This is a genomic window from Chryseobacterium salviniae (genome assembly GCF_035819015.1).
Lineage (GTDB): Bacteria > Bacteroidota > Bacteroidia > Flavobacteriales > Weeksellaceae > Chryseobacterium > Chryseobacterium salviniae.
The window spans coordinates 74,989-92,426 of record NZ_JAYLAA010000012.1 but is presented as its reverse complement, the minus strand read 5'-3'; the positions used below and the strand labels follow the sequence as shown (position 1 = coordinate 92,426).

The following is a 17,438-nucleotide window of genomic DNA, read 5'->3' as shown; positions in this document are numbered from 1 at the left end:
ACTCTTTAAAATGAGAAATATAATAATATCTGTCGTTTTTATCTTTTGCGTACAATCATGCTCTGAAGATTTACTAAATACCTATCCTGAAGCAACTAAAGTGACCTCACAATTTTATCAGGATGCTCAGCAAATTGAGCAGGCAGTAAATTCCGTATACGGTTCTTTACAATATGACGGACAATATAATTTAGCAATGCCTGCAATTGGAGAAATTCCGTCTGATAATACGTATGATGAAGTTCCTGCAAATGATTCTTTTACGTATGGTGAATTTGATTTTTTCACCATTCAGCCCAATAATTCTCTCATAGCAAGCACCTGGAAAGACACGTATGTCGGCATTCAGCAGGCTAATATCATCCTAAACAGAATTGGCGGAATTTCCGATATGGATGACCAACTCAAGAATACAAGAATCGGTGAAATTAAATTTTTACGGGCACTCATGTATTTTAATCTTGTCCGTATCTTTGGAGATGTCCCTTTGGTTACCAAAGAAACAACTGATGTAAATCAATTTTTTGGACAAGGTCGTACGCCTGCCAATGAAGTCTATACATTTATTGAGGCAGAACTTAAAGAATCTATTACACTTTTACCTAATACTACACCGCAAAAAGGTAGGGTAACCAAAGGGGCAGCATTGGGAATTTTGGCAAAAGTGTTAATAACTAAAGGAAAGTTCAGTGAAGCACTGCCATATTTATCACAAGTTATAAATTTAGGGTATAGTTTGCAGACTGATGTTACTAAAATTTTTGATGTTAATAATAAAAACAATTCTGAAATCATTTTTGATGTGCAATTTGCTTCAGGAATAAACGGAAATTCAGAAGGAAGTAATGCCTATCAAATGTTTATGCCTTCGGGAGTTGTTTCCGGAGCGAAAGGGCATAATATCCCAACAAAAGAAATTTATAATCTTTACACCAATGGAGATAAACGCAGGGATGCTTTCATCGCATTAACGAGCAACGGCGTTCCTTATACCAAAAAATTAGTCAAAACATCCAATGTCATAGCTGACGGCGGAAGTAATATTGTAGTGCTGCGTTTGGCGGATGTCTATCTTTTATTAGCAGAATGTTATGCCGAAGGGAATGATTATGTAAATGCTAATTTTTATTTGAACCAAGTGAAAACCAGAGCAGGAATTAATCCTGTAAATCTAACGACAAAACAAACTCTTTTGAACGAAATAGATCTGGAAAGACGTAAAGAATTAGTAAGCGAAGGACATCGTTGGTTCGATCTCTTGAGGACAGGTAAAGCAATTTCTGTGATGACAGCACACTTTGCAAATACACCAGGCTACAGTACTGCAAAGATACATACACACAATCTACTGATGCCGGTTCCACAAACACAAATAAATACCGACCCTGCAATTAAACAAAATAACGGATACTAAAACTTAAAGCAAAATGAATTACATAAAACTTAAATTCTTTAATCATACAATCACTCTTTTGGTTGTATTATTCTCATCGTTTTTTTCTGCACAATCCAACTATTTCAAACAAGAAATTCCAAAAAATAAAGTATTAGTTGTTGCACACCGAGGAGATTGGCGCAATTATCCCGAAAACTCCATTAAAGCAGTAAAAAGTTGCATAGAAATGGGAGTAGACATCGTGGAAGTAGACATTCAGAGAACCCAAGATGGAAAATTGATTATTATGCATGACAAAACTTTAGATCGTACCACTAATGGAAAAGGATTGATTTCTGAGACCAGTTTTTCAAAAATTCAAACTCTTAATTTGAAAAACGGTGCCGGTATGAAAACACGGGAAAAAGTTCCCAGCTTAGAAGAAATGCTCAATTTCATTAAAGGAAAAAGAATTATGCTTAATCTTGACAAAGCTTGGGACTATCTTGATGAAACCATTGAATTGCTAAACAAAACCGGAACCCGCGATCAAATTATTTTAAAAGGAAACAAAAAAGCAGAAATCTTGAAAAAAGAGATAGGGAACAAATTAGATAATATTATTTATATGCCTATGGTGTGGCCAGAAGATTATAGCATTTACAAAAGAGAAGAGGTGATCGATCCTAAGAAATATGTTAATGATTTCTCAAATTTATTCCATCCCACTGCTTATGAAGTGATTATAAAAGATGATACCCAAAAAGCCGATGAGCTGCTCAAATTTATTAAAGAAAAAAATTCTGTTATCTGGATCAATACATTATGGGCAGAATTATGTGCAGGGCATGATGACGATCTTGCAGAAGAAGACCCTGAACAACATTGGGGATGGGCGATTCGCAAAGGGGCCAGTATTATCCAGACTGATCGTCCTGAAAAGTTGATACAGTTTTTAAAATCCAAAAATATGAAGTACGAAAACTAAATTATTTTCAATATTAAAGATTCTCAGACAGAAGATAATATGACAGTTGTATAAAATATATATTCCGATGTAAATATCAGATTTAAAATTCACCTTAGCACTGTACTTGTTATTTTTGGAACATAATTAGAAAATAGAAAAAGTAATCTATAATATAATAATTTTATAAAAAAATCCTGCTTAATATATTAAGCAGGATACTGTATTTTGGGTGAATGATGGGTCTCGAACCCACGACCTTCGGAACCACAATCCGACGCTCTAACCAACTGAGCTACAATCACCGTTTTGTGAGTGCAAATATAGGAAAGATTTTTTAATTACCAAACAATTCCGTCAAAATTTTTCAGCGCAATCAGCTTCTCAGACGTAAATCCCTCAGCATAAGTCACTCCCGAAAGTCTTCCTAAATCCTGAGCACGATACGTTAAGCTTTCATAAAAATCTTTTGAGGTAATAGGTGTTTCCGGCTCTTTGGAAGTAGGATCATAAAACTGTGTTTTAAAAGACATACATGCTTCTATTTTTTTATCAAGATGCTTTGAAATATCAATTACAAATTCAGGCTCTATATTTTTCCACTGTATATAATGGAACACATGCTTTGGTCTCCAGACTTCCTGATTTTCTCCTTCCAAAACCGTTTCAATCTTTCTTAATCCTGCCAAAAAACAGGCATCAGATACTAATTTTGCTCCTTTTGCATGATCCGGATGCCTGTCGTCAATTGCATTTGCCAAAACAATTTCCGGTCTGTATTTACGGATCATTTTAACGATCCTCATTTGGTATTCTTCAGAATTTTCGAGAAAGCCATCTTTCATTCCCAGATTTTCTCTTGCAACAACGCCTAAAATTTTTGCAGAATCCATAGCTTCTGCTTTTCTCGTTTCTTCAGTCCCCCGTGTTCCAAGTTCTCCTCTGGTTAAATCAACAATGGCACAAACCTTACCTTCCGAAACCATTTTAACAAGGGTTCCTCCACAGCCTAATTCTACATCATCAGGGTGAGCACCAAAAGCTAATATATCTGTTTTCATATTTTCAAAGATATCATTTAAATAAAAACTTCCCAAACATTGCGATTGGGAAGCTTAAAATTATTTAAGAATATAATTATTTATTAATTTCTTCATTCAGTTTAACAGCATCCTGATATGTAGGATCCAGCTGAACGGATTTTGCTACATAATCTTTAGCTTTTGCAAGATCAGAATCTTTACTCATATAAGCCACTGCAAAATAAGCGTAAGCAAGGGTCTGCTTATTTGCCTCCTGATCAGCAGGTTTTACTGTGCTGATGAATTTTTCATAGGCAACTTTTGCCGCATCATTGTTGCCGGCCTGCTGATAAGAATATCCTAAGCTGTAATAACCAGGAGCCCATTCAGGCAGAAGTAAATTCATTTTTTGCCATGTTTGAATAGCCCCATTCCAATTTTTTGCTTCCTGGTATGCAGTTGCTAGCTTAAACAAAGAATCAGAGTCCTGAGAATTAGCTGCAACTTTTTGTTTTAGCCCTTCAATAATAGGATTTGTTGGTCCGGCATCAATATCACCCTGAGAAACTCCTCCTCCGGAAATTTTTACCAATTCCATATCCCATTTTAATGTTTCATCCTTCGCAGCTTTTGCGATAGCAATTTTTTGCTGAGCTTCCGTCGTTAATGCCGTTTTTTTAGCAGGATCAGTTTCAGTTTTTGCTAATCCGGCAGCAATTAATCCCATTAATCCCTGATCTGCAGGCTGCACTCTTGATTTATCAGCCTGTGCAACAAAAGTATCTATATTTTGTTTTGCCTCGGCATATTTCCCGTCTGCGTATAATTGATAAGCTCTTAATTTAAATTTAATAGGATCATTAATTTTATCAAAAATCTTATCTAAAACCTGTTTAGAGTTTGCATAATCTTCATTGGTAAAATAAAGCTTTGCAATTTCCAATTGTGTGTAAGGATCTTCATCTGCATATTTTGTATAGTTAATAAGATCTTGTGTTGCTTTTGCATTTTGCTGATATCTTATGTCATAGGCAGCCAAAGCTTTGTACGCAGGAGCATAAGTCGGATCCGTAGCGATAGCTTTATCGATGCTTGTTTTAGCTTGCTGCCATTGCTGTGCAGCCATCCATAATGTTCCGATTCTTGTATAAACCGACGCTTTATTTTTAGCTAAAGGAAGTGCTTTATCGTAGGCCGTCATGGCATCACCAGGCATTCTTTTTAGCCTGTATGCGTCTCCTAATGTATAGTAATAATGTGCGGGAACATCTTTTCTGGATGCTCTTTCAATTGCTTTGTTCAGGTATTGAATTGCTAAGTCCGGAGAATTATTTTTTTCAAACAAAGTTAAGGCTTCTGCTGCTCTGAATAATACTTCTGCATCTTTTTCTCTGGAATCAGAAACAATACTCTGAATTTCTGCAATAGCATTTTTATCTCCTTTCCCCAGTTTAACAGTTGCTAAACCGATTTTATTAAGATAACTCTTTTTGTCAGCAGCAAGTCCTTTATTAAAATTTTCGGTTGCTGCAGCAAAATCAGGTTCTCCCTGTTTTAAGTATGTATTTCCTAAGTAAAAATAATTTTCGGCAGTAGGATCTGCTGAAATCATATTGGTGAAATTAGCTTTTGCCTGAGCGTATTTATCGCTGTCCATACTGTTAATTCCGTCCTGTACGGTTTGTGCAAACGAAAAATTGGTAAAAAATACCACTGCTGCTCCAAAAGCAATCTTCTTTACATTCATAATCATTATATCTCTCATTTTATATTTTCTAATCTAATTCGATTTATATTGTACACAATTTTCAGACCAAAATAAGGATTTATTTTTGGCTAACGTGTTAATTTAATATATTTTAACGCATCTGTACTTCCCTCCTGTACAGATTATAAGGCTGCAACCCTTCCTTTTGTACAATCAATTGCCCAAGCTGCGTGCAGGAAAATCTAATAAAACCATTGGCAATATTAAAATTCCCTTCATTTGTTAAAAAATACAAAACTCTTGTAAAAGGATAATTCATTTTGCGAAGGTTTTCAAAATCTGCATTGTATAGTCTTCCTTTGTATTCAACGGGAAGTATTTTTACCATACTTCTTAATTGTTCTGATTCCTTATCATACGGGCGGCTAAAAGTATTCAGACCGATAACTCCGATTTTACCGGGGTATTTGCTTAATTCTTCAATAATATTTTTGTTCCCTGAAATAACAGAGAATTTTAATTGTTTGGGTTGCTTTTTAAGTTTTTGGGCAACAAAATTGAGATTGCTGGAATTGGCTCCGTCGAAAATAAAACTTTTATACTCAGAGAGCATTCCCTGCTGAATTTCTTCCATTGAAATGCTTTCTCTCGGAGATTCTTTAGGAACAACAAAAACCACCGCATCAGCGGCAAATTTGGATGGTAAAAATTTGAGGTCTACCTGTTCTTCATAGGTTTTAATTTCTTCGGGTGACAAATCCCTGGACATTACCACAATTCTTGCTTTGTCATTCAGAAGGTCAATGAAACCAAGATCTTCTTTTTTAGTTACGACCTTTATTTTTGTTTCAGGGTAGTTAATCATGTACCCTTCTGCCAAAGCTTCCGTAATACTTTTAAATGATTCGTCGGTAAGAATGGTCATTTCCCCTTTGTTATAGGAAGGCGATTTTTCTTCTTTTTTACAACCAACAGCTATTATACTAAGAAAAGATAGCATTATGGTTTTAATACTACTTCTCATTATTTACATTTTTTATTTTTGAAATCGCTCTGTAAATTCTGAAAATACCGTATAAAATCAGCAATACTCCTAATGCATATGCTACTCCGGGTTCCAGAACAGTGAAGAAGAATTTGTAAAGTATTACTACAATTCCTAAGACGATATAAAATAATCCCGTGACCAGGGATAACCAATTGAACATCATATAACAAAAATACAAAAAAAATAAAAAGAGAAGCATAAGCTTCTCTTTTTTAATTATTATTTAAAGATAAATTATCCTTCAAAATTCATAGTCAGAGGTAATCTGAATCTATAACGCACAGACTGTCCGTTGATTTTAGCAGGAGTCCATTTATTTTTAATAGACTTAATTGTTCTGATTGCTTCGGCATTAAAGTCTGGATTGGATCCGTTTGCCTTTACATCAGTAATACTTCCGTCTCTTTCTACAACGAATGTTACCTCAGCTTTTACTGTACCTTCATCTCCATTCATTGCAGATCCGTCAAAGTTACTAGCCACTTTATTTCTGAAGGCATTGATTCCCCCAGGGAATTCAGCAGTCTGTTCTACCTCTGTGTAAACCTGATTTTGATTAACCTGAGGTTTAACTTCAGCTGTTGAAGTTTTTGTTCCCGTTGATGGCGGCGGCGGCGGTGGTGTATAAGCCGGAGCTTTTACCCCTTCCTGATTTACCAGACCTGTCGTTGTTTCTAACTGTTTAGAAATTGGCGGCGGCGGCGTTTCAATTTTCGGAGCTTTTACAGGCTCCGGAACCACATTCTGAATAATCTCAATTTTCTCCTCCTCTTTTGGTGGCGGAGGTGGCGGAGGTGGTTCTTCTTCTTTCGGCTGCTCAATAATCTTATCTTCCTGAAGAATTTCTACTAGATCTGCCTTAACTTCTTGTTTTGGCGGTTCAGTTAATCTTTTAATGGTAAGATAAATAAAAGGAGACAATGCCGCAACCAGGAATATTGCTGTTCCAACGATAAAAGATTTTGTCAGAAGCCTAGGATACTGATGTCTTAAATCGTATGCACCATATTCCTTGTTTCTATTTTCAAATACAATCTCATCTAAAGTAAGATTCGGATCGTATACATTTTCATTTGCCATAGATTTACAATTTTATGGTTTAAATTACTTAGTAGCCGGCGCTGCTGCGGCTCCGGAATTCCCAACCTTTTTGTCGTAGATAGCTTTTTCCCAAGGTTTAAGATCGGTTACCCCGTACTGCTCGCTTTTGGTAATTGCCATTTCGTCAAGAATATCTACAAAGTTTTTATATACAGCATCGTCAGTTGGCTTGATAATCACGGTAAATTTGGATTTATCAGCTGCATTTGCTTTTGCCTGCTCAATTACTTTTCTGATTCCTTCTCTGTCGTAAGTAGTTTCATTAAGATTCTGGTCTGTCAGTGATGTATTATCCTGCTGATGCCAGAAAATCTTATTATCTTTACCTAATAATAAAGAGATAGAGTTCGAAAGTTTAATTTCTGTTGGAGGTGGTTTTTTTGTTTCATCTTTCGGTTTTGCCGGAAGACCCAAATCCATCACATTCGGTTTAGAGAATGTGGTTGTGAACATAAAGAAGGTAATCAATAGAAAACCCAAGTCCACCATCGGAGTCATATCGACTCTGGTACTTTGTTTCTTGGAACGTACCTTGCCGCCTTTGGCGCCTTTTTCCTGTACTTGTACTTCTGCCATTTCTAATCGATATTATTCGTTAGGTTTACCTTCTTGAGATGTAATCAACCAAAATTTAAGAAAATCGATATCTCTTAAACCCTCAAATAAGCTTTTCACTTTAGGATATTCTGTAGTAACGTCTCCTTTAATCGCCAATTTATAATCAGGATTAACGGCAAGACTTGCTTCTACCCAGTCTACCAATTGCTTATTTGTACTATCCATAGGAATCCCTGTAGGACTCTTGAAATTTTTCTGTGCGTCATCTGGCAAATCAAGATAGCTTTTCAGCTGGTTCATAGGAACCCCGATAGCCTGTACTCTCTGGAATGCAGCTTTTTCTTTGTTATCAAAAGTCACACCGTACTTTTTACCCATATTTTCCAAAAGCTCTAATCTCTCTTTTGCATTTTCTACGGGCTGGAAATAGAATTTCCCGTCTGGTGTAGCATTGATGGTCATCAAGCTTGCATCAGGAAGTAACTTCTCTGATATTGAAGATGGCGGTTTGATCTGCTCCACGTCAGGTTTTTTAAACTGAGTGGTCAAGATAAAGAATGTAAGCAATAGGAACGCAACGTCACACATTGCCGTCATATCCGTCACTACTCCATGTCTTTTTGGTTTGACTCTCGCCATTATTATTAATAATTTTTAATTAGACTTCTTTTTACTTCATTACCAATCATTGCTGAAAAAAATTCTTAGTTGAATTCAGCGAAAGACTGTTGGATACTCATTGAGATCTCGTCGATCTTATAAGTTAACCCGTCGATTTTAGAAGTAAAGAAGTTATAAAGGATGATTGCGATTGCTGAAGTACCGATACCTAAAGCTGTATTAATCAAGGCCTCGGAGATACCTGTAGAAAGAGCAGCTGCATCCGGAGTACCACCTCCTGATCCTAATGCGAAGAATGCCTTAATCATCCCGATTACTGTACCTAAAAGTGCTACTAATGTTGCAACAGTACCCAAGGTAGAAAGGATCATCATGTTTTTCTCTAGCATTGGCATCTCAAGAGTAGTAGCTTCTTCGATTGCTTTGTTAAGCGCTACCATTTTCTGCTCTTTGTTAAGCGTAGTATCGTGAGATAAAGCTTTGTAAGTAGTAAGACCTTCTTTTACTACATTTCCAACAGAACCTTGCTGTCTGTCGCACTCTTCTAAAGCTTCATCAATTTTGTTTTGGTTCAATAAGCTTCTTACCTGAATTACGAAGTTATCCAAATTTCCTTTTCCTGCTGCTCTTCCTAATACTAAAGCTCTTTCAATTGAGAACACGATTACGGTAAGCATGAAAGTAATCAGGATTGGTACGATAACTCCTCCTTTGTAGATAATACCTAAGAAAGAATCTGGGTGAATGTCTTTTCCATCAATATCTGAAAATGCTACAGATCCTGAACCTAATTTTTCAGCATCTTTAAAATTCCCAGGGCTACCCAAGACGAATAAATAAATACAAATTCCTATAGCTAAGATAATAGGAATAATAACAGCTGGGTTTAAACCTCCCGCTTTTCTAGCAACTACTTGCTCATCATTTTTTGAAACATTCATTTCCATATTTAACTAAATTATATTGTTTTAAAATTTTACAGGGTGTAAATTAAAGGCAAAATTAATTAAAATGCAAGAGTCTCAAATAAACATTTCTGTTTTTTTTGATAATAAAAATTTAATACGATTTCGATATTATAATTATTTTCTCTTTTTTTGGCAATAATCTTTAAATTTAACCATTACATTAAAAAGTTAAAAAATATCAGCCCTCATTTTTTTTAATTTACCAATGTTAATTTTTATTTAAATTACAATGTTCACAATTCTTCCCGGCACCACAATAATTTTCTTTGGTGTTTTCCCTTCCAGAAACTGCTGTACTTTTTCATCCTGCATTACCGATTCTTCAACTTCTTTCGCTGAAAGCTGTGCGGACAATGCCAATTTATGCTTTGTTTTTCCATTAATACTGATTGGGTATTCAATCTCATCTTCTACTAGATAATCCTCATTCAATACAGGGAATTTCTCAAATTCTATTGAAGCTGTATGACCGAGCAGACTCCAAAGTTCCTCACAAATGTGTGGTGCATACGGAGAAATGATAACGGACAAAGGTTCCAAAATATTGCGTTTATTGCATTTTATTTTTTGCAGTTCGTTCACTGCAATCATAAATGAAGATACAGAGGTATTGAAAGAGAAGTTTTCAATATCGTACACGACCTTCTTTATTAAGGTATGCAACACTTTATATTCGGCTTTTGTCGGTTCCTCTTCTGACACTTCAAAAACTTCGCCATTAAAATACAAATTCCAGAATTTTTTAAGAAAACCGTATACTCCGCTCAACCCTTGTGTATTCCAAGGCTTGGATTGCTCCAGTGGCCCTAAAAACATTTCATACAATCTTAAGCCGTCTGCTCCGTACTCTTCACAGATATCATCAGGATTTACGACATTGTATTTTGACTTGGACATTTTTTCTACTTCACGTTCTGTAATGAATTTTTCCTCACCCCAACCCTCTCCAAAGGAGAGGGAGCTTTTACCGCTCTCAAAAATAAATTCCGCATCAGCAAAATCTGGCCTCCATGATTTAAAAGCTTCTGTATCTAATTCGTCTGACGTCCCTTTTAATAAAGAAACGTCTACGTGGATTGGTTGAAAACTTTCTTTAGCCAAAATAACTTTACTGTTATCATTTAAACCAAAATTTTTCAAAACAGTATCGAAAATTAATTTTGAATTTTCTCCTTCGTTAATTTTTTCAACAATACTCTTTGAAACAAATAAAGGTTTGGAAAAAGATTCACTAGTCGACATGTAATTAAATCTATACACAAACGCACTCATCCCCAAAATCATCCCCTGATTGATCAGCTTTTGGAAAGGCTCACTATGATTGATGTATTCTCTGTCCTTTAAAAACATATTCCAGAAACGTGAGTACAATAAATGTCCGGTAGCATGCTCGCTTCCTCCGATATACAGATCAACCTGTCCCCAATATTCTGCAAGGTCTTTTTTAACGAAAACATTTTCATCATGCGGATCCATATATCGTAAAAAATACCATGAGCTTCCTGCCCAACCCGGCATCGTAGATAATTCTAAAGGGAAAACTGTTTTATCGTCGATGAGATTTGTATCAACTACTTTCTGATTCGCCTCGTCCCACGCAAAAGTTTTTGCATTTCCTAATGGCGGATCTCCATCCTCTGTCGGTAAATATTTTTCAACTTCAGGAAGTTCCAAAGGCAGCGCAGAAGTCGGCAAAGTGTACGGCATTCCATCCTTATAATATATAGGAACCGGTTCGCCCCAATATCTTTGTCTGGAGAAAATGGCATCGCGCTGTCTGTAGTTCGTGGTACCGTGCCCGATTCCTCTTTTTTCGATAGCGGAAATAATCAGCGCTTTTGCTTCGTCATATCTCAATCCATTTAAAAAATCTGAGTTTACACAAACGGAATCTTTAGAATCGAAAGATTTCTCCTGAACATCTTCATCAGTTTCCACAACCTTTTTTATTGCTAAATTAAATTTCTTGGCAAATCTGTGGTCGCGTTCATCGTGAGCAGGAACTGCCATAACAGCCCCTGTTCCGTAGCCCATCAAAACATAATCTGAAATGTAGACCGGCATTTTTTCGTTACTGAACGGGTTCATCGCATAACTTCCCGTGAAAGCACCTGAAACATTTTTCACTTCCGCCATACGGTCTCTTTCCGTTTTCTTGGACGTTTCTTCAATATAGCGATCAACTTCCGCTTTTTGTTCCGGAGTAGTGATGGTTTCTACTAAAGGATTTTCCGGAGCCAGCACCATAAAGGTTGCCCCGAAAATAGTGTCTGGTCTCGTGGTGAATACTTTTATCCTCTCCCTAAATCCCTCTCCAGAGGAGAGGGACTTCTCAGACTCTGAATATTGTCGTTTATATTCTTCTAATTTTTGCTTTATTTCTTCTGCTACACGTTCAATATTGTTAACAACTTCCTCATTCGAGAATCGTAAAACATCATAACCGAAGGAATTAAGATACTGAGTTCTCAAAGTATCATATTCAATCTGTTCTCGTTCAGAATGATAAACTCCATCTACTTCAATTACTAATTTATTTTCGAGACTGACAAAATCAACAATATAATCTTTTATTAAATGTTGTCTTCTAAATTTGCTTTCAAGCTTTCTATTCCTAAGCATCTCCCAAAGCATATCTTCAGCCTCCGTTGCTTTATGGCGCATATTTTTGGCATGCTGTAACAAAACTTTAGAATTTTGGCCTCCCGTTAAATAACCGGGCTTTTTATTTTCAAAGCTGTCGGCTCCCTCTCCCTTGGAGAGGGTTGGGGTGAGGATTTCAAAACTCACCTGAGCTCCCTGGGATTTTCCGATCCAGTATTCCTGGGAATCTTTCAGCGGCTGCGGCCAGTCAAGGCCTTTCAGTCCCTGCAGTAATCTCTCAGAATATGCAGAAATTCTCATGCTCCATTGCATCATTTTCTTTTGAAACACAGGAAAGCCTCCTCTTTCGGATTTTCCATCTTTAACCTCATCGTTTGCCAATACGGTTCCTAAAGCGGGACACCAGTTTACGGTAGTTTCTGCTCTGTACGCCAAACGGTAATTTAAAAGAATATCTTGCTTATCCATTTCAGAAGCCGTATTCCACTCTTCTGCCGTGAAATGAAGTTCTTCGGTTTGATTGGCATTTAAATCCTCAGTTCCCTTATTTTCAAAATGCTTGATCAAAGTGGAAATCGGTTCTGCCTTATCTGTATTTTTATTATACCAGGAGTGAAACAGTTCAATGAAAATCCACTGGGTCCATTTATAATAAGACGGATCTGAAGTTCTTACTTCCCTGCTCCAATCGAAAGAAAAGCCTATTTTTTTAAGCTGCTCTTCGTATCTGGTGATATTCTGTGCAGTCGTTACGGCAGGATGCTGCCCTGTTTGGATTGCATACTGTTCAGCAGGAAGCCCGAAGCTATCGTAGCCTACCGGATGCAGCACATTAAATCCCTGGTGTCTTTTATACCTTGCATAAATATCCGATGCAATATATCCGAGAGGATGCCCTACGTGAAGTCCGGCGCCCGATGGATACGGAAACATATCGAGAACGTAAAATTTAGGTTTATCAGTGCTGTCGGAAGTTTTATAGGTTTGATTTTCTTCCCAGTATTTCTGCCACTTTTTTTCTATCTGCTGATGATCGTAAAACACTTTTCGTAATTAGATATTAGATGTTAGACTTAGATATTTTAGATTAAATTTTCTTATCTCTAAAAATCAAGATTCACAAAAATAATGATTTTAGAAGAAATAGAATTTAATTTTAAATAAATATAATAAAAACAAAAAATCTCATCCAAAGATGAGATCTTGAGCTTTTTAATGAAGAGAAGCCTTTATTGCTGAGGAATTCTCTTTAAGGTATAGGTCATTGACTGGTATTCAGTAGGGTCTGAAGTATCTTCAAACTTAATGTTTAAAGTAGTTTCGTTAAGGGTAACCACACTTCCTTTATCCGGCTCCACGATTCCCTGATATTTTAACTGAATAGCTTTACTGTCTTTGTCGTAGGTGTAGGTAAAGTTTCTGTCGAAAGTTGGCTGGCAGGTTCCCGGTGTAGTTCCGTCTCCCATCTCGGTTCTTTTTCCTGAACCTGTAGCAGCAAAAACCCATCTTGATGTCTTCTGACAGTCGGTATCAAAAGAAATCCCGTCTGAAACAGGAGTACCCCCAACCGGAACGCTGGTAACAACCACTTTCATAGGCTGCCAGGTTCCTTCGATAGGATATTCCATTGTGTTGTCATCGTCGTCGTTATTACATCCTGTCGCTACGAATAATGATAAACCTGCAAATAGTAATGCTAATTTCTTCATGTATCAAATTTTTCAAGTGCTAAAATTATAATTTTTTTGATTTATTTTATAGTTTTTTATTAAAAATTATTATAAACTTAATTATTTTAAAAATATTAAGGCTTAGAAGTATCTATATTGTAGGAAAAAGCTATTTTTGCACAAAACAACACAAATGATAACGAAAAATAATTTCGACTTCATCCGCGTTCTTCTCGCCTTCATTGTTTTCGTGGGGCATCTTGGAACATTAAGCGTTTCTAAAGAGCTGGCAATCCTTCAGCACAGTCCTATTGAAATAGCAGTTTTCGGTTTTTTCGTGGTAAGCGGCTTCCTTATTGCACGCAGCTACGAGCGGTCTTCGAGTTTAAAAAGCTATCTGGAAAAAAGGATCAGGAGAATTGTTCCTGCTTATTTGCTGGTCGTTTTTCTTTGTACCATTTTGCTGAGCCTGGTAAGCACCTACTCCCTGGCAGAGTATTTCAGCAATCCGCAGGTTTATAAATATCTTTTCTGGAATTCTTTGTTTCTGAATTTTAAAGCGCCGTGGCTGCCGGGAGTATTTGGAAATCAAGCAGTAAACGGAGCGCTTTGGACATTAAAAGTGGAAATGTGTTATTATTTCTCTGTCCCGATGCTTTTTCTGTTGTTCGGAAAAAACAATAAGTATAGAAATACCATTCTGATTATTCTTTATTTTCTTTCCCTTCTCTATCTCAATTATTTTGAATCTCTAAACAAGATGTCAGCAGCAAAGCAGCTACCTGGATCATTATCTTATTTCATCCCGGGAATGTTGATTTATTTTAATTTCGATTACTTTATAAAACATAAAAACATACTTTTTGTTATTGCTATGATCACAGTCTGGATTGATCTTATTTTTAATTTTAAATTATTCTCTCCCATGATGATCGGCATTATCATACTGTATATTGCCTATTCTTTTTCGTTCCTGAATAATTTTGGAAAATATGGAGATTTTACATACGGAATTTATATTTTTCACTTTCCCATCATCCGGGTTTTTACCACCTTAGGATTTTTCCAGGATTACAATCCTTATGTAATGGCAGCAGTTTGTATGTTTATCGTCGTTGTAGTAGGGATTTGTTCATGGCATTTTTTTGAAAAAAAATTTTTATAATTATCTACACAAATGAAAGAACTCGTTTCCATTATCACACCCTCATACAATTCAGAAGAATTTATTGAGGAAACCATACAATGTGTACTGGACCAGACTTACGAAAACTGGGAATGGCTGATTACCGATGATCTTTCCCGGGACAATACTGTTAAAATTATACAGAAATATAATGATCCTCGAATACAGCTTCAGGTTCTGGAGCAGAATGGCGGTGCCGGCAACGCCCGGAATAAAAGCCTTGAAAGAGCCAATGGAAGATATATTGCGTTTCTCGATTCCGATGATCTTTGGGTTCCGGAATATCTTGAAACAATGATTAATCACATGCAGAAGTATAAAGCAGAACTCGTTTACTGCAATTATGCAAGATGTGATGAGCATACCATGCAACCTGTGCTGAAAGATTTTCATGCAGATAGAATTGTGACTTTCTCTAATTTGCTAAAAACCTGCCGACTGGCTCCCGTATCAACCATGTACGATACAAAAAGGGCAGGAAAATTTTATTTTCCTATAAAAAGCAAACGTGAAGATCATGTGATGTGGCTGAATCTTTTAAAAGAAATTCCGAAAGGCTATCCTTTACAGAAAACCTTGGCAAAATACAGAATGCGCCAGAACAGTGTTTCCCGGAAGAAAAAAAATATCATTAAAGATCAATATCTGGTATATAAAGATTTCATGGGGTTTTCAACAGTCAAATCTTTGTATTATACTGCCAATTGGGCATTAAACGGTTTTTTTAAATATTCGAAATTTTTTAATTAAATTTAAAAAATGGAATATTCAAAAGAATTCGAAGCGGCCATCAGCAATTTTTCTTCTGTAGAAAAAGACCGCCTTATTTTCAGGTTATTAAAAAAAGATAAGCTGCTGTCTAAAAAATTATATTTCGAATTGATTGATCCTGAAACTACAGACAATAAGCGGGATGCTATGGAAGAAATTGTTGAAGAAAAAGTGGTACTGGCTTCAAAATACATCAGCAATCAAAAGTATTTTTTAAGTATTGTCCGGAAAATAAGCGCAGAAATTACAGAACACGTTAAAATCACAACGGATAAATTCGGAGAAGTATCACTTACTATATTGCTGATTAACAAAATTCTTAACTACAATGAAGAGCTTGGCAGACAGAGGTTTGATAACGTGTACAAACTTTACCTGTACGTCATTAACAAAACCGTAAAAGCTTTGCTCCTTACCAGAAAACTGGACGTAGACTACTGGATGGAAATTGATGAATATTTAGATGAATTGAAGGGAAAAATTCTTCAGAATCATCATCTTTCAAAACTTTTCATCAACAACGGAATAAATCTGAACTGGCTTATGAGCGATAAAATTCCCCAAAACTTTGATGTTATTATCAAAGAAATTAAAAGCCAGGGATTCTTACGATAAGATTTTTTCAACAATCAAAGCTGTCGACTCCGGTTTTTCTGCAACGAATTTTTTGGCATTTTCAGACATTCTGCAAAGTATTTCTTCATTATTGATGAGGAACATAACAAAATCTGCTGCCAAACCGGTTTTTTCAAATGATTTTCCGCCATCTGCAGAAACCAGTTCATCTGCTTCCGGGTTTTTTCGGTAGTGATTTCCGAAAATTACAGGCACACCGAAAGTAGCAGCTTCAAGAATATTGTGCAGTCCGGCATGATGAAAGCCCCCTCCCACCACTGCAATATCTGCATAAGAATACAATTTTGAAAGCAATCCGATACTGTCGATGATCAAAACCCGTGATTTAAAATTTCTTTCTTTTTCCTTAATCGTGCTATAGAGAATAGCGTCGGGAAAAATCTGTTTCAGGTGCTGAACTCTTTTGAGATCATGTGGCGCAATAATCAGTTTTGCATAAGGAGTTCCCAACAAGACTTCTTCGGCTACTTTTTCTTCAGCTTGCCATGAACTGCCGAAAACAACCGCTTTATCCCTCCCGATAAAATCTTTAATAAATTCAACATGATTATCCTGGTTTCGCAATTGCTTTACACGGTCAAAACGGGTATCTCCTGTTACGGAAGATTGTATAAGGCCAATACTTTTCGCCAGTGCGTAAGACATTTCTGTCTGGTGAAAAAACCAGTCAACATTTTTCTGAAGCTGTTGTACAAACCACTTTCCATGAGAAGTAAAAAATGATTGTGTATCGTAAAAAAGTGCAGAAATCACATAAATTTTTGTGCCTTTTTGTTTAAGTTCTTCCAGAAGATTATACCAATACTCATATTTAACGGTAAAAAACAAATCAATATTTAGATAAGAGACAAATTCTTTTATTTGAGCCTTTTTATCAAATGGGAGATAACAGATAACGTCTGCAATATTGCTCCTTTTTACAACATTTTCATATCCTGAAGGTGAAAAGAAGGTGATAAGGATTTTATGATCCGGAAACTTTTCTTTCAGCTTTTCTAAAACAGGAAGTCCCTGCTCATATTCTCCAAGGCTGGCTGCATGCATCCAGATGACTTTATCTTTTGCAGTAAAGCCTGATTGTATTTTTTGTAAAGATTCTTTTCTGCCGAGAACACCTTTTTTCGCTTTATCATTAAATAACGAAAAGATCTTCATTCCGAAAACCATTAAGCTGATGAATATGTTATAAAAAAAAACCATTGA

General features: G+C 36.2%; 16 protein-coding genes and 1 tRNA gene. 5 read left to right on the top strand and 12 right to left on the bottom strand.

Features of this window, described 5'->3' with window-relative positions:
- The first annotated feature begins 10 nt into the window (after positions 1-10).
- Together SOP96_RS02425 and SOP96_RS02420 are read left to right on the top strand one after the other, a co-directional pair.
- Positions 11-1,414 (top strand): RagB/SusD family nutrient uptake outer membrane protein, encoded by a 1,404-nt coding sequence (locus tag SOP96_RS02425; protein ID WP_326319635.1) that lies wholly within the window; start codon positions 11-13, stop codon positions 1,412-1,414.
- Positions 1,415-1,427: 13 nt separating this feature from the next.
- Complete coding sequence (locus SOP96_RS02420) at positions 1,428-2,363, top strand: glycerophosphodiester phosphodiesterase family protein (RefSeq protein WP_326319634.1); 936 nt, start codon at positions 1,428-1,430, stop codon at positions 2,361-2,363.
- A gap of 209 nt (positions 2,364-2,572) precedes the next feature.
- On the opposite strand, the gene SOP96_RS02415 is transcribed toward SOP96_RS02420, so the two are convergent.
- The 11 genes from SOP96_RS02415 to SOP96_RS02365 form a co-directional block, all read right to left on the bottom strand.
- Positions 2,573-2,648: transfer RNA gene (locus tag SOP96_RS02415), tRNA-His, on the bottom strand.
- 35 nt (positions 2,649-2,683) lie between these two features.
- Entirely contained in the window at positions 2,684-3,403 is a 720-nt protein-coding gene (gene bshB1 / locus SOP96_RS02410; RefSeq protein WP_326319633.1) for a bacillithiol biosynthesis deacetylase BshB1, read from the bottom strand.
- A 76-nt stretch (positions 3,404-3,479) separates the two neighbouring features.
- A complete protein-coding gene (locus SOP96_RS02405; RefSeq protein ID WP_326319632.1) occupies positions 3,480-5,129 on the bottom strand; it encodes a tetratricopeptide repeat protein in 1,650 nt (549 codons plus the stop codon).
- Between the two features lie 94 nt (positions 5,130-5,223).
- Entirely contained in the window at positions 5,224-6,096 is an 873-nt protein-coding gene (locus SOP96_RS02400; RefSeq protein ID WP_326319631.1) for a PstS family phosphate ABC transporter substrate-binding protein, read from the bottom strand.
- On the bottom strand, positions 6,086-6,283 hold the full coding sequence (locus SOP96_RS02395) for a C4-dicarboxylate ABC transporter (protein ID WP_411911973.1): 198 nt from the start codon (positions 6,281-6,283) through the stop codon (positions 6,086-6,088). The genes SOP96_RS02400 and SOP96_RS02395 overlap by 11 nt, the downstream gene beginning before the upstream one ends.
- A 71-nt stretch (positions 6,284-6,354) precedes the next feature.
- Positions 6,355-7,200, bottom strand: coding sequence for an energy transducer TonB (locus SOP96_RS02390; protein ID WP_326319630.1), 846 nt, complete (start codon positions 7,198-7,200; stop codon positions 6,355-6,357).
- Between the two features lie 24 nt (positions 7,201-7,224).
- On the bottom strand, positions 7,225-7,797 hold the full coding sequence (locus tag SOP96_RS02385; protein WP_326319629.1) for an ExbD/TolR family protein: 573 nt from the start codon (positions 7,795-7,797) through the stop codon (positions 7,225-7,227).
- Between the two features lie 12 nt (positions 7,798-7,809).
- Complete coding sequence (locus SOP96_RS02380; RefSeq protein WP_326319628.1) at positions 7,810-8,418, bottom strand: ExbD/TolR family protein; 609 nt, start codon at positions 8,416-8,418, stop codon at positions 7,810-7,812.
- A 65-nt stretch (positions 8,419-8,483) separates the two neighbouring features.
- Positions 8,484-9,347 carry a MotA/TolQ/ExbB proton channel family protein gene (locus SOP96_RS02375; RefSeq protein ID WP_326319627.1) on the bottom strand — a complete coding sequence of 288 codons (864 nt, stop codon included), beginning with the start codon at positions 9,345-9,347 and terminating at the stop codon, positions 8,484-8,486.
- Between the two features lie 240 nt (positions 9,348-9,587).
- A complete protein-coding gene (locus SOP96_RS02370) occupies positions 9,588-13,016 on the bottom strand; it encodes a leucine--tRNA ligase (protein ID WP_326319626.1) in 3,429 nt (1,142 codons plus the stop codon).
- A gap of 185 nt (positions 13,017-13,201) precedes the next feature.
- Complete coding sequence (locus SOP96_RS02365; RefSeq protein ID WP_326319625.1) at positions 13,202-13,681, bottom strand: lipocalin-like domain-containing protein; 480 nt, start codon at positions 13,679-13,681, stop codon at positions 13,202-13,204.
- Between the two features lie 154 nt (positions 13,682-13,835).
- Between SOP96_RS02365 and SOP96_RS02360 the strand changes: the two genes are divergently transcribed.
- Genes SOP96_RS02360 through SOP96_RS02350 form a run of 3 tightly spaced genes read left to right on the top strand, consistent with a single transcriptional unit; the run spans position 13,836 to position 16,214 of the window.
- Positions 13,836-14,807, top strand: coding sequence for an acyltransferase family protein (locus SOP96_RS02360; protein WP_326319624.1), 972 nt, complete (start codon positions 13,836-13,838; stop codon positions 14,805-14,807).
- 12 nt (positions 14,808-14,819) lie between these two features.
- On the top strand, positions 14,820-15,578 hold the full coding sequence (locus SOP96_RS02355) for a glycosyltransferase family 2 protein (protein ID WP_326319623.1): 759 nt from the start codon (positions 14,820-14,822) through the stop codon (positions 15,576-15,578).
- Positions 15,579-15,587: 9 nt separating this feature from the next.
- A complete protein-coding gene (locus tag SOP96_RS02350) occupies positions 15,588-16,214 on the top strand; it encodes a deoxyuridine 5'-triphosphate nucleotidohydrolase (protein ID WP_326319622.1) in 627 nt (208 codons plus the stop codon).
- On the opposite strand, the gene SOP96_RS02345 is transcribed toward SOP96_RS02350, so the two are convergent.
- Positions 16,206-17,435 (bottom strand): 3-deoxy-D-manno-octulosonic acid transferase, encoded by a 1,230-nt coding sequence (locus SOP96_RS02345; protein ID WP_326319621.1) that lies wholly within the window; start codon positions 17,433-17,435, stop codon positions 16,206-16,208. The two genes, SOP96_RS02350 and SOP96_RS02345, sit on opposite strands and share 9 nt — an antisense overlap.
- Positions 17,436-17,438: the final 3 nt, after the last annotated feature.

Excerpts from the sequence above, each read along its gene's own strand:
- SOP96_RS02425 (WP_326319635.1), top strand. The coding sequence starts at position 11 with ATGAGAAATATAATAATATCTGTCGTTTTTATCTTTTGCGTACAATCA.
- SOP96_RS02420 (WP_326319634.1), top strand. The coding sequence starts at position 1,428 with ATGAATTACATAAAACTTAAATTCTTTAATCATACAATCACTCTTTTG.
- bshB1 (WP_326319633.1), bottom strand. The coding sequence starts at position 3,403 with ATGAAAACAGATATATTAGCTTTTGGTGCTCACCCTGATGATGTAGAA.
- SOP96_RS02405 (WP_326319632.1), bottom strand. The coding sequence starts at position 5,129 with ATGAGAGATATAATGATTATGAATGTAAAGAAGATTGCTTTTGGAGCA.
- SOP96_RS02400 (WP_326319631.1), bottom strand. The coding sequence starts at position 6,096 with ATGAGAAGTAGTATTAAAACCATAATGCTATCTTTTCTTAGTATAATA.
- SOP96_RS02395 (WP_411911973.1), bottom strand. The coding sequence starts at position 6,283 with ATGATGTTCAATTGGTTATCCCTGGTCACGGGATTATTTTATATCGTC.
- SOP96_RS02390 (WP_326319630.1), bottom strand. The coding sequence starts at position 7,200 with ATGGCAAATGAAAATGTATACGATCCGAATCTTACTTTAGATGAGATT.
- SOP96_RS02385 (WP_326319629.1), bottom strand. The coding sequence starts at position 7,797 with ATGGCAGAAGTACAAGTACAGGAAAAAGGCGCCAAAGGCGGCAAGGTA.
- SOP96_RS02380 (WP_326319628.1), bottom strand. The coding sequence starts at position 8,418 with ATGGCGAGAGTCAAACCAAAAAGACATGGAGTAGTGACGGATATGACG.
- SOP96_RS02375 (WP_326319627.1), bottom strand. The coding sequence starts at position 9,347 with ATGGAAATGAATGTTTCAAAAAATGATGAGCAAGTAGTTGCTAGAAAA.
- SOP96_RS02365 (WP_326319625.1), bottom strand. The coding sequence starts at position 13,681 with ATGAAGAAATTAGCATTACTATTTGCAGGTTTATCATTATTCGTAGCG.
- SOP96_RS02360 (WP_326319624.1), top strand. The coding sequence starts at position 13,836 with ATGATAACGAAAAATAATTTCGACTTCATCCGCGTTCTTCTCGCCTTC.
- SOP96_RS02355 (WP_326319623.1), top strand. The coding sequence starts at position 14,820 with ATGAAAGAACTCGTTTCCATTATCACACCCTCATACAATTCAGAAGAA.
- SOP96_RS02350 (WP_326319622.1), top strand. The coding sequence starts at position 15,588 with ATGGAATATTCAAAAGAATTCGAAGCGGCCATCAGCAATTTTTCTTCT.
- SOP96_RS02345 (WP_326319621.1), bottom strand. The coding sequence starts at position 17,435 with ATGGTTTTTTTTTATAACATATTCATCAGCTTAATGGTTTTCGGAATG.